Raw genomic sequence first — 12,363 nt, forward strand, 5'->3', positions numbered from 1 at the left:
CAAGGTTATGTAATATATTGATTTCATTGGACAATCATTCCTTCCAGAATTTGGGTCGCGCGGCATAGTCTGCGCCGAAGGCATTCAGCCCGGCCTGACCACCGCCAAGGGCTGTCAGAAGCGGCCCAAGGGCCTTGAGATCGACATTCAGCACCGTTGAACTGCGCGGGGTGCGCGACAGCACCATCCGCTGGCCCGGGATCGGGCTCAGGACAAAGTCCAACTCGCCATCTGTCAGCCGAAACCCGTCATAGTCGGAACTTGCCGCTTCGCCGTTCGGGAACAGCAGCTGGTTCGGCAGCGCCTCCAGGATCGAACGAGCTTTTGACCCTCGGATTTGGCTTGGGAACTGCGTCATCATCACGACCACGACGTTCTTCTTGCGGGCCGTTACCAGCCATTCGGCGAGTTTCTTGGCGAAGTATTCGTCGTCGAGCACTTTCCAAGCCTCGTCGATCAGGATGAGCGTCGGGCGCTTTTCTTCGATCAGCATCTCGATGCGGCGGAAGAGATAGCCTAGGATCGCGGTGCGCTCGGTGCCGAGATCGAGGATCTCTGTCAGATCGACGGCCGTGACGTCATGGCTGGTGAAATCCACCACCGGCTCGGCGGCCTCACCGAAAACCCAGCCATAACGACCCTCGGGCCCCCATTCGCTGATCCGCTGCGCGAGATCGAGGCCATCGCCGACATCACCGAAGAGTTCCTGAAACGCGCGGAAGTTCCGAAGACCTTCCCGGGCTTTGCCGTTCTGGGAAATCGCCGACTTCAGAGCCTCAGATTGCAGCGGTGTCATCGGCCCGCTGCGCTGTTCCAACAACGCCACGAGCCAGTCCAGAAACCACGCTTCACCGCGCTCACCGGATTCCGTGGCCAGCGGGTTCAACCCAGTCGGCCGTCCGGCACAGATTTCGGCGTAGCGGCCACCAAGGGCGCGAACCGCCATTTTGAGACCAGCTTCTTTGTCGAAGATGATCGTTCGGCCCCCTGCTCGTTGGGCCTGGGCTGCGAGGAAGGCGACAGTCGTAGTCTTGCCGCCGCCGGACTTGCCCAGGACGAGTGTGTGGCCGTTGGTCGGCTCGGCTGTTGGATCGCCGGGTTCATGAAAGCTGAACCGATGCAGCGAGCCTTGCAGGGTTTGGAACAGCGTCAGCGGCGTTTGCCACGGCAGGCGTGCGCTTTCCGTCCCGGTGTCGGCGGCGTGCAGCGCTGCCATATCGGCGAAGTTTAGGGACGAGACGGTCATGTCCCGCGCCCGGTAATCCATATTGCCGGGGTGCATGGCGAAGAACGCAGCTTCAAGGGCTGTGACCTCACGGACGAGCCGCATGCCGTTTTGATGCGCAATACCGCGGATGCGGGCGACCTCGGCGTCCAAGGCTGCCTGATCATTGGCAAAAACGGTGATGGTCATCTGGTGGATGCCAAAGCCAAGCTCGCCGCTTTCCGATTTGTCGGCAGCCTCGAAAAGCTGCGCCTCGATCGTGGCGGCGATGTCTTCGGAGGCCCGCATTTGCGCAACCCGGCGTTTCACCCGTTCGGTGATGCTGCCGCGTTCGATCGGCGTATAGCTGTGGGTGATGATGGTGTCGCGGCTGGCCCCGAGTGCATCAAGCATGCCGGGCCAGGTCGAAGTGGCATATGATTTGACATAGAGAACGGCACCAACGCGGGGCGTGTCTGCGCCCTCTTCAACCGTGAACTGGCCTTTGCCAAAGCGGATGGCGGCATCGCTGGCATCCTCGGCGATGATGCCGAAGGCGCTGCGTGATTTAGCACGAAGCTCTCCGGTCAAAAGCGAGGCGTAGAAACCAATCAGGCTGCCATCACTGATCTTGAGACGGTGGGATTTGACGCCAAGACCCGTCTCGAGGATCGAGACCACTTCGCGCAATTCTTCGAGGCGCCGGTCGGTATCCTCGCCCCAGACTTTTGCGGCCGCCTTGCCAAAGAGCGGCACGGCCAGCGGGGCAACCTGCCGCCGGACCACGGTCAGGATCAGCACGGATTCCTGCAGATTGCGCCGTTGTAGCTCGCCGCCCCAGACCCGGTCGATATCGGCGGCAAAGCTCTGGCCGTGGATCGGTTTCAGCTGGGCTCGGGTAGGCCGCATCATCCGGTGCAGGTAGAAGCTGAACCGCTCATCCAGCGTGTCGAGGAGATGGGCGAATCCGGCCCGCAGCGCGGTGATCGCCGACGACCCGGATGTGATCCCGTCGATGCCGGTCACTTCGAGGGAGATCATCAACCCGTTATCGCGGGTGCGCACCACCTCGTCATCCAGCTCGATGACATAAGGCAGATGTGCATAGATCCTCGGGTCAGCCGGGATCAGCGCCCGCGCCCTGCCCTTCAAACCCTCTCGTTCAAGAAACATGACGCCGCCCCTTCCGTAGAATGGCCATCGGCGTCACCTGCATCATGACCGCAAAGACATGATGCCCATTCGGGTTCAGCTTGGTGGCCACGCGCGCCAGCCCGTACCAGATCGGGGCGGTCAGGAACCACCAGACCGGTTTGAACAGAATGAAGGGCAGCACGGTCATTGCACCCACTGCCATGGCATAGGGCATCGGCAGGCCAAGAAACTTGGCTTGCCGCGAGAGCCCGAGGATGACCGCGCTTTTCTCCATGACCTGGTTATTTCTCAGCTGAAGGACGAGCGCAGGTTGGCGACGATGGCGGGGCCGGCGAAGACGAGGAAAGCGCCGACCACAACCAATGCAACCCAGGCCCAAGAGATGCGGTTGAAGGCCGCGAGGAAGCCTGTCACCACGAAGGCGATCCCGAAGAAGGCCGTCGCAAGGGTGCCCCGAAACGAGGCCAGAACGCCGGTTGCAACCGTTTCGGCCTTGGTGAAGACCACTTGCGCCAGCGCAGGCTCAGTTTGCGCCAGAAAAAGGGTGCAAAGGGTCAGGCCCAGAAGAGCCACGTTTTGGTTACGCATTGGGTGAATTGTCCTTCTTGGTTCAGAGTTCGGTGAGGATGCGGTCATAGACCGCCATCACCTTGACGATGTGGGATTGGGTCTCGGCGTAGGGTGGCACGCCGTCGTATTTGCGCACCGCTTCGGGGCCGGCATTGTAGGCGGCAAGGGCAAGCTCCAAGCTGCCAAAGGTTGCCATTTGTTCCAGAAGATAGCGCGCGCCGCCGTCGAGGTTTTCGATAGGGTCGGCAGGATCGACGTTGAGGTAGTCAGCCGTCCCAGGCATCAACTGCGCGAGACCGAGGGCACCAGCATGGCTGACAGCCCCTTGGGTGTAATTGCTTTCAACCTTGATCATCGCCTGAAAGAAAGCGGACCATTCGGCGGGTGTAAGGTCCAGCCGCGCCAGAGCCGGGTGGTCCTGATAGCGGGTGGCAATCAGCCGAATCGACGGCAGGACATCCCGTGGGGCTGCAACCCCTTTGGTGCTGAAGGAGACATCAGCGGCGGCTTCTGCCCCCTCCCCTTCCCGGGTCTCTTCTTCAACTGGTTCAGGGTGAACAGGAACAATGAGCTGCCCCTGACCATCATAGCGCAGGACGGATGAATCAAGTGCTGCAAGCTGGACTTCACCGCCCTGCCCTGCTGGTTCATTCCAGCGGATCACTTCCGCCTGGGCGGCTCCGCATGCCAGTGCAGACAGCGCCAGCGACAGCAGGTACGTCGAGATGGTCGAGGTTGAGCTTGCCGAAGGCGAGACCAAACATGCCGATTGGCGAGTTGACGATACGTTCCCGCGCAAGGGCCGTGACCAGCAGGAAACGCTCGCCCGTGGGGCTGACAACGTAAAACAGCCATTCCCCCGAGAACCGTTCGTCGGGGTTGGGCGCACTGACACACTCGATCTCAACAGTCGCTCCTTCGGTAGCGGCCAGCTTGCGAAAGTCACGCTCGAGCAAGACAGGCAATGCGCGCCGTTTGGTATTCATGGGGTCCCCTCGGATCATCTGTTGGGAACGTTGTATCGCAGATTTCTTTGTGAGGCGATGCCTAACAGAAAGTATGGCGCATTCAACACAAAAATGACAAACACGATAAAAGAAGGGCGTGCGGCCGAACCTGCGGTTGATCCGGCGGGCGTGCCATGCGGGCAGCTGCACCGGTCGGCCCTCGAGAAACTGGAGCAAGGTTGTGAGACGCAGACGTTGAGAAAAGTCCAAGAAATATTGGTATTCTTGCCAGTCTCGAGAATGGTCTCATGGTGTGGCCAGGCTCATCGGAAGCGACGAACAGCGCTGTATCTGGCCGGGATCATCCTTGCGGCTTTCGCGAACTCCGCAGCTTTCGCACAACCAGAGGTGATTCGCTGCGTTCCGCCCGAAGTGCCGTTCACCGACCTTCCCGACGCAGTTCTCGCCGAGTACCGCACAGAAATCGCCGCCGAGTTCGAGACCTACTTCGCGGCCGTCAGCTCCCACATCGCCTGTCTCGACACAGAGCGCAGTCGCGCTTTGTCGGAAGCCCGTGTGGCCACCGAGGCCTATTCCGCCTTCCTCAACATCCCCTCAGCCCAGAAGGACCTCCCATGAAACCTCTCCTCCCTGCCCTGCTCCTTGGTCTTGGCATCTCCACCGCAAGCATCACACCGGCAGCTGCCTACCCCGTCGATTGCGCGATCCTTCTCTGTCTCGCCGGGGGTTGGCCTGCTTCGGCCGAATGCGCCTATGCCCGCGCAGTTTTCATCCGCCGCATCACGCCTTGGCCCATTGAGCCGCCATTGCAAATCTGGAACTGTCCGATGCGGGTGAGTTTCCGCGGCGAGGCGAAGCCGATAGAGCGCCTGTTCGACATCGCTGTGCGTGGTGAGCTTGTGCCGCTCGTCTCAGTTCCGGAAACGCCCTTTGCACTTCAGCTTGTCCAGGATCAGGCGGATGTCGACATATCGGACCCGGCGTTTGACTTCGTCCGCTCGATCCGCGTGTTCGAGATCACATATCAGCAGCGGCGCAGCTCTGATGGCGACTGCAACAGTTGGGGCAGTGTCTACATGGGCAGCTACGGCGATCAAGGAGAATACAGCCGTCGTCGGAGCAGCGTTTCTGCAGTTCCGACGGCCTCAGATCTCGCCGTGCCGGCAGACTGTCGCAGCTATTGGCACCGGTCTGTCTTCGTCGAGTGGCGCGACTATGAAGGCAGCTACGGACACGAAGAGGTTCACTATTGAGAACCTGAACGACCGCCCTCCCTCGAAACGATCGAAAGACCGGATCCCCAGAAACAGAAACGACGCCAGACCATAGGCCCGACGCCGCACTGATTTCCTCGTGGTAGTGGGAATCTAGCGCGAGCTTTGGGTCCGTTCAACCGGCAAATGCCTTTGCCGGAACGAAATCTTGCACGGCTCACGGTCTGGTGTCGCCCCAAGACGGAACGACACATCATGGAACTCACGACCGGCGCCATCCTGCGCCGCATCACCGAAACACCGCTCTCCACTGCGGCCCATAAGCTCGCGACGATCATCCTCGACGGCATCGCCTGGAAGGATGGCTACAACGGGCTTGAACGCGGAACGGCCGCGTTCACGCTGGCGCACCTCGCCGAAAAGATGGGGGTTTCCCGGCAGCATCTGACGGCGCTCCTGGTCGAGCTCGCGGCGTCCGGCTTGGCGCTGGCCCGGTGGAAGCCCAATGGCAAGTTTGCGCCCTGGCTGTTCCGGTTCGGGGGGCATATCGCAACTGGAACAGCGCCAGATGTCGTGTCATCTGCAGGCGACACATCACTATCTAGAGACTCTAAGAACAAAACTATCTTTGCAGGAAAGATCGAGATCGGCGCAGTAGCCAGCGTCTACCACACGCCTTGGGGAGAATTGATCAAGTCAGCGAAGGCCTTGCTGGCCTGCTGGAACGTCGATACGCAGATCATCTGGGAACGTTTCCTGACTTTCAACCGGTCGCGCGGCAATGCCCATGTCCCGGCTGGCTACTTGCTCGGCTTCATGCGGCGCTGGCGGACCAGTTCGTCAAGCCGGGCTCCAGCGTTTTCATCGAAGCCGGAGCCGCTGGCCAAAGAAGATCCCAAAACGCTCGAGCTCCATCAGCAGATTCGGGCTGCTCCGAGCGCCAACCGACAGTTTCACGCATCGGATTTGTGCAGCCTGATTGGCCAAGCCGCCTACGATGCTCGTATCCTAGATGTCGTCCGACAGTTCGGCTGTCCAACGTTCACTGCAATCCTCGCCGTGCACGGACGCGCCGTTTTGGCAGGAGAAATCTCCCGATGAGATGGCTTGATGCGGAAGGGAGACCTCGGACTTGCGTGCTCCAATCATTTTTGCTGGGGTTTCTCCGACTACTTTCAGGCCAGGGATTGACCCATTGGCTTCATGACGGCACCACCGTTGGCTATGTCTTTTGCCTTCGCCAGACCGCGCCCCTTGATCAGTGCGTAGACAGCCGGAATCACGACCAACGTCAGGATGGTGGACGACACCATGCCGCCGATCATCGGCACGGCGATACGGCTCATGACCTCGGACCCTGTGCCATGTGCCCAGAGGATCGGCATCAGGCCCGCCATGATGGCCACCACGGTCATCATCTTAGGCCGCACCCGTTCTACCGCACCTACCATGATCGCGGCATCCAGATCGGCGCGGGTGAAGGCGCGGCCCGCTCGGACTACATCAGCTCGGCGTTCCGCCAGCGCATGGTCGAGATAGATCAGCATGATCACGCCGGTTTCCGCCGCCACGCCGGCCAGCGCGATGAACCCGACAGCGACTGCCACGGAGGTGTTGAACCCCATCCACCACATCAGCCAGACCCCGCCGACGAGCGCGAAAGGCAGCGATAGCATGACGATCAGGGTCTCGGTCAGGCGGCGGAAGTTCAGAAAGAGAAGCAGAAAGATTACCGCCAACGTGATCGGCACGACGATTGCCAGCCGAGCCTTGGCACGTTCGAGGTATTCGAACTGACCGCTCCAGCCCAGCGAATAGCCGGGCGGCAGGATCACTTCGCCAGCCACTGCCGCTTGTGCCTCGGCGACATAGCCGCCCAGATCGCGGCCCGCGATGTCCACGAAGATGTAGACGGCAAGCTGACCGTTCTCAGTGCGGATCGACGTCGCACCCCGTGTACGCTCGACAGCGGCGACCTCGCCCAGGGGCACAGTGCCACCATCCGGAAGTGCCACCTGCACCTCCCGCGCGATGGCCTCGGGATCCTGTCGCAGCGCCGCGGGATAGCGCAATGCCACGTTGTAGCGCTCGCGTCCCTCGACGGTCTGGGTGATCGCCTCGGCCCCAAGCGCCATGGCGATAACCTCCTGCACGTCCTGGATCGACAGGCCGTAACGCGCCAGCCGTTCCCGGTCGGGCACGATGTCGAGGTAATAGCCGCCGATGACCCGTTCGGCATAGGCGCTGGTGGTGCCGGGAACATTCCGCAACACCGCCTCGACCTGCCGCGCGACTGCCTCCATTTCTGTAAGGTCGGTGCCGAAGACTTTCACCCCCACAGGCGTGCGGATGCCGGTGGCCAGCATATCGATGCGGGCGCGGATCGGCTGGGTCCAGGCGTTCGAGACGCCGGGGAATTGCAGGGCGGCGTCCATTTCCAGCCGCAGACTTTCCATCGTGACGCCTTCGCGCCACTCATCCTTCGGCTTTAGCTGAATGATCGTCTCGAACATCTCGGTCGGGGCCGGGTCGGTTGCCGTCAGCGCACGTCCCGCCTTGCCGAAGACTGTCTCGACTTCCGGGAAGCTGCGGATGATGCGGTCCTGCATCTGCATCAACTCCGCGGCCTTGGTGACGGACAGGCCCGGCAGGGTGGTGGGCATGTACATCATCGTGCCCTCGTCCAGAGCGGGCATGAATTCGGACCCCAACTGCCGCGCGGGCCAGATTGTGGCGACCAGTGCCACCAGCGCGAGGGTGATTGTGAACACCCGCGCCCGCAGCACCCATTGGATGACGGGTCGGTAGATCGCGATCAGGGCGCGATTCACCGGGTTGCGGTGTTCCGGCACGATCCGGCCGCGCACGAAGATCACCATCAGCGCGGGCACCAGCGTCACCGACAAGAGCGCTGCTGCTGCCATGGCGAAAGTTTTGGTTGCAGCCAAGGGGCCGAATAGGCGGCCCTCTTGCCCTTCCAGCGCGAAGATCGGCAGGAAGGAGACGGTGATAATCAGCAGGCTGAAGAACAGTGCCGGTCCGACCTCTGACGCCGCTTCGATCAGCACTTCCACCCGTGGTTTGCCGGGTTCGGCTCGCTCCAGGTGCTTATGGGCGTTTTCAATCATCACGATGGCGGCGTCGATCATCGCGCCAATGGCGATAGCGATGCCGCCAAGGCTCATGATATTGGCCCCGATGCCAAGCGCGCGCATGGCGGTGAAGGCCATCAAGAGGCCCACCGGCAGCATGATGATGGCGACCAGCGACGAGCGGACATGCAGCAGGAAGACAAATGTGACCAGCGCCACGACGATGCTTTCCTCGAGAAGTGTCGTCCGCAGGGTTTCAATGGCTGACAGGATCAGGCTGGACCGGTCATACACGGTGACGATCTCCACCCCCTCGGGCAGGCTTTGCGCGATGGTGTCGATCTCGGCCTTGGCGTTGTCGATCACATCGAGTGCATTGGCACCCACACGTTGAAGCACGATGCCGCTGGCCACTTCGCCCTCGCCGTCAAGCTCTGCGATGCCCCGACGCTCATCGGGCACGATCTCGACCCACGCTACATCGCGCAAGAGGACCGGGACGCCGCCTTCGGCACGGATCGGGACCATCTCAAGATCACTGATGCCGTCCAGATAGCCGCGCCCCCGCACCATGAACTCGAATTCCGACAGCTCGACCGTGCGCCCGCCGGTGTCCATATTGCTGGCCGCAACGGCCTCTCCGATCTCGGACAGGGTGATGCCAAGCGCCCGCATCCGCACCGGATCGACGGTGATCGAATATTGCTTGACGAAGCCGCCGACGCTGGCGACTTCCGACACGCCATCGGCACCGCTGATGGCAAAACGCATCACCCAATCTTGCAAGGACCTTAGCTCGGCCAGGCTCAGGTTTTCGCCCTTCAGCGCGTATTGATAGACCCAGCCCACGCCCGTTGCATCCGGCCCGAGCGCAGGTGTTACCCCGTCCGGCAGACGCGCGGCCGCAGCATTGAGGTATTCCAGCACGCGCGAGCGGGCCCAATAGGGGTCTACGCCATCTTCGAAGATGATGTAGACGAAAGAGATGCCGAAGAACGAGAACCCCCGCACGACCCTTGATTGCGGCACGGTCAGCATGGCCGAGGTCAGGGGATAGGTGACCTGATCCTCGACCACCTGCGGCGCTTGCCCCGGGTATTCGGTCAGCACGATCACCTGCACATCCGACAGATCGGGGATGGCGTCGATCGGCAGTGTGCGCAGGGACCAAAGGCCCGCAGCCACGGTAAAGACGGTGGCAAAGAGCACAAGCAGCACGTTGCGGGCCGACCATTCGATAATGCGGGCGATCATGGGTTGGCCTCCGGGGTGGATCCGGGCGCTGCAAGGGCAGCCAAAGCCGCATTGAGGTTGCTTTCGGCGTCGATCAAGAAGGTGGCAGAGCTCACCACTACGTCGCCCGCGCTCACGCCGCTGACGATCTCGATCATGCCGCCGCCCTTGCGCCCTACGGTCACTGGTTCAGGCCGGAACCGCCCTTCGCCCAAATCAAGGATCACCACCTGTCTGTCGCCGGTGTCGATCACAGCACCCTCTGGTACCTGCACCACGGGTGCGCCGCCGAGCATGATTTCGACTTCGGCGAACATGTTGGCGCGTAGGCGCCCGTCCGGGTTCGGCAATTCAATCCGCAGCTTTCCGGTGCGGGTCATCATATCGATTTCGGGGTAAATGGTGTCGATACGGCCCGAAATCGGGCCAACTGTGAGGCCACGAAAGCTCACCCGAACCCCTGTTCCTACTGCAATCTCCATAAGCGCCGCTTCAGGCACTTCGGCGATCACCCAGACGGTCGAGGTGTCAGCGATGCGGAACAGGGTATCGCCCGCTTCCGACATCATGCCTTCGACCGCCATCCGCTCCAGCACCACGCCGCTGCGCGGGGCCATGATCGGAATACTCACCGTCGTCTGGCCCTCGGTCGCGATGCGGTCGATCACCTCTCCCGGCACGCCGAGGTTTTCCAGTCGTTGCCGTGCGCCCTCCCTTAGCCGCCCTTCCGACCGCACGTCGGTCAGAAACTGTGCAAGAGCGGCAGCGATCTCGGGTGAATAGAGCGTCACGAGCGGTGCACCTTCGGCGATCGTGCTGCCCGTAGTCACATCGGCAACCGTTTCTATGAAGGCGTCTGCGCGCAGCGAGATGACACTGATCCGGCGTTCGTCTAGTTCCACGATTCCCGGCGCGCGCAATGTGGCCGCCAGGGGCGCCAAGACTGCCTCGGCAGTTCGCACGCCGGTGCGCTGCAACTTGCCGGGGCTGACGGTGACCGACCCATCGTCACTGTCTCCGCCCTCATAGACGGGAATGTAATCCATCCCCATTGAGTCCTGCTTCGGTACTGGCGAGGTGTCTGGCAGGCCCATCGGGTTGCGGTAGTAGAGGATGGTCCGCTCACCTGTTTCCGCCATCGCCATTTCTGAACTGGGCTCGGGCGCAGGGCCCAGCGAGAGATCCTCGCTGGCGAGAACAGGCAGGAAGGCCCGCCCATCTTCCGTTTGCCGCTCGGATACCGACCATTCGGGCAACCCATCCGGGTGCCTCCAGTAGATCACCGGGCCGGTCGGCTCTGCTTCAGGGGCGTCAGCACCCGGCATGGCGACTGCGTCATTGCCCATCAACACGGCAATCTGCATCTCGGCCATGCCCATCAGGCTGGCCACGGTGATCCCCTTTTCGCCAGCGGTCAGCCCGATCCATCCGGCACTGCCTGCAACAAGGACTGCGGCAGTCAACTTGCCAACCGCGCTCATGGCTCGGCTCGCAATTCCAGTTCTGCCTTCACGGTTTCCGGTTCACCCTGCACCTTGGCCGCCACCGAAAACCGCCATCCCCCCGCCATGGTGAGATCCGTGCTGAACAGGTAAGTGCCCGGGCCTTCGGCCGGCAATGCGGTGACAGCGGAGGTCATCGCCTCCATCCCGTCGGGGGCCATGTCCATGCGCGTGGCATAAATGACCGCGCCCTCGACCGGCTGGCCGGTGCGAAGATCGGTCAGACGAAGTTCAATCGTCACCCCAGATCCGACTCGATGGTCGGTCGAGACGACTTCGAAACGGTAGTCGTCGGCACCTGCCCAGAGGGCAGATGCGCCGATGAGAAGTGCCAGAACGGAGCCGCAAATGCGGCGGAACATGCTTGTCATGAGGAAGACCCTTTGATTGCAACGATCGCGCACCCGCGAAGCCAACTGGCGCAGGTGCAAACGGCATCATCCGCGCGCTGACGCACGCGGCAGGGTCAAATGCGGGGAGGTCGCCTCAAGCCATCCGGCGGAAGCCCGGATGGAGGATGCCGGTCAGGAAGCATCAGGACAGCAGCAGATGCCTCCTCGGTAACGGACAGCCCTGGGACTTGTACCAGAGCGAGCATTGTCATTCCGCCACGCGCCATCATTTCGCAGGCGACGCCGCATGCCGTGTCCTCAGGGCAATCGCCTTCGCAGCACGGGTCGGCAGCTGCCGCAATCTCCGCTGCAAGTCCGGCCGATACCTCACTGACTGCGGCCCCGAACAGGGACACAGCCAAAAGCACTGCTAAAAGGGGTCGGACCATCCACGACATCCAGAATGCATGACATGAGAAGAAAAATTCGGCAACGCACATCCGGTTGAACGGAGTACCGTTGATGCTCGAGCGGCCCGGGGCGGCGTTTTCGGAAAAGGCGGTGCTGGCTTAAATGGCGAGTGTTGCGGGTGCGGTTATTGCGTCGCCTCTATCTCCGGATGCCGATGATCGGTCGCGCAAAGCGAATGGTCGCCCAGAACTTCGATAACGCGGCAATCGGCGATCTTGCCGCCTGCACATTGCACGACCATTCGTTCAAGTTCGGCCTTCAGCGCTGTCAATCGCGCAAGGCGGCTTTCAACCTCTGCCAGCTGAGCCTTCGCGATGGCATCGGCAGCAGCGCAGGACTGATCCGGTCGGTCCGACAGGCTCAGCAGGTCGCGGATCGCTTCGAGCGTGAAGCCCAGATCGCGGGCGTGCCGGATGAAGGCCAGACGCTCCATCGCTTTGCGGCTGTAGAGTCTCTGGTTGCCCGCGCTGCGCTCGGCTTCGGGAAGCAGGCCGATCTGCTCGTAATAGCGGATCGTCGGTACCTTCACCCCGGCGGCCTCGCCCAACTTTCCGATAGTCAGCATCAGATTCCCCTTGAAGCTATAGTTGCTAGAGACATTAGGTTGCTGATTCGATGAAAG

Annotated in this window: 11 protein-coding genes; 3 read left to right on the top strand and 8 right to left on the bottom strand. The window is 61.7% G+C overall.

What is annotated here, in order from left to right:
• Window positions 1-34 precede the first annotated feature (34 nt).
• The 4 genes from L0H65_RS00005 to L0H65_RS00020 form a co-directional block, all read right to left on the bottom strand.
• Window positions 35-2,230 carry a VirB4 family type IV secretion system protein gene (locus L0H65_RS00005; protein ID WP_301456736.1) on the bottom strand — a complete coding sequence of 732 codons (2,196 nt, stop codon included), beginning with the start codon at window positions 2,228-2,230 and terminating at the stop codon, window positions 35-37.
• Window positions 2,231-2,366: 136 nt separating this feature from the next.
• Window positions 2,367-2,633 carry a VirB3 family type IV secretion system protein gene (locus L0H65_RS00010; protein ID WP_038068035.1) on the bottom strand — a complete coding sequence of 89 codons (267 nt, stop codon included), beginning with the start codon at window positions 2,631-2,633 and terminating at the stop codon, window positions 2,367-2,369.
• Between the two features lie 14 nt (window positions 2,634-2,647).
• Window positions 2,648-2,947: a TrbC/VirB2 family protein gene (locus tag L0H65_RS00015; RefSeq protein ID WP_301456737.1), complete on the bottom strand. Its 300-nt coding sequence runs from the start codon at window positions 2,945-2,947 to the stop codon at window positions 2,648-2,650.
• 22 nt (window positions 2,948-2,969) lie between these two features.
• A complete protein-coding gene (locus L0H65_RS00020; protein WP_301456738.1) occupies window positions 2,970-3,689 on the bottom strand; it encodes a lytic transglycosylase domain-containing protein in 720 nt (239 codons plus the stop codon).
• Here L0H65_RS00020 and L0H65_RS00025 point away from each other — a divergent pair.
• From L0H65_RS00025 to L0H65_RS00035, 3 genes are all read left to right on the top strand, one after another.
• Entirely contained in the window at window positions 3,655-4,515 is an 861-nt protein-coding gene (locus tag L0H65_RS00025) for a hypothetical protein (RefSeq protein WP_301456739.1), read from the top strand. The genes L0H65_RS00020 and L0H65_RS00025 overlap by 35 nt on opposite strands.
• A complete protein-coding gene (locus L0H65_RS00030) occupies window positions 4,512-5,150 on the top strand; it encodes a hypothetical protein (RefSeq protein ID WP_301456740.1) in 639 nt (212 codons plus the stop codon). The genes L0H65_RS00025 and L0H65_RS00030 overlap by 4 nt, the downstream gene beginning before the upstream one ends.
• Window positions 5,151-5,366: 216 nt before the next feature.
• On the top strand, window positions 5,367-6,212 hold the full coding sequence (locus L0H65_RS00035; protein WP_301456741.1) for a hypothetical protein: 846 nt from the start codon (window positions 5,367-5,369) through the stop codon (window positions 6,210-6,212).
• Between the two features lie 74 nt (window positions 6,213-6,286).
• Here L0H65_RS00035 and L0H65_RS00040 read toward each other — a convergent pair whose 3' ends face one another.
• The 4 genes from L0H65_RS00040 to L0H65_RS00055 form a co-directional block, all read right to left on the bottom strand.
• Complete coding sequence (locus tag L0H65_RS00040) at window positions 6,287-9,457, bottom strand: efflux RND transporter permease subunit (protein ID WP_301456742.1); 3,171 nt, start codon at window positions 9,455-9,457, stop codon at window positions 6,287-6,289.
• Window positions 9,454-10,917 (bottom strand): efflux RND transporter periplasmic adaptor subunit, encoded by a 1,464-nt coding sequence (locus tag L0H65_RS00045; protein ID WP_301456743.1) that lies wholly within the window; start codon window positions 10,915-10,917, stop codon window positions 9,454-9,456. The genes L0H65_RS00040 and L0H65_RS00045 overlap by 4 nt, the downstream gene beginning before the upstream one ends.
• Window positions 10,914-11,309, bottom strand: coding sequence for a FixH family protein (locus L0H65_RS00050; protein ID WP_301456744.1), 396 nt, complete (start codon window positions 11,307-11,309; stop codon window positions 10,914-10,916). Before L0H65_RS00050 ends, L0H65_RS00045 begins: the two co-directional genes overlap by 4 nt.
• 556 nt (window positions 11,310-11,865) lie before the next feature.
• Window positions 11,866-12,306 (bottom strand): helix-turn-helix domain-containing protein, encoded by a 441-nt coding sequence (locus L0H65_RS00055; protein ID WP_126976261.1) that lies wholly within the window; start codon window positions 12,304-12,306, stop codon window positions 11,866-11,868.
• Window positions 12,307-12,363: the final 57 nt, after the last annotated feature.

It is taken from the genome of Pseudorhodobacter sp., from assembly GCF_030452865.1.
In the GTDB taxonomy this organism is placed as follows: Bacteria; Pseudomonadota; Alphaproteobacteria; order Rhodobacterales; family Rhodobacteraceae; genus Pseudorhodobacter.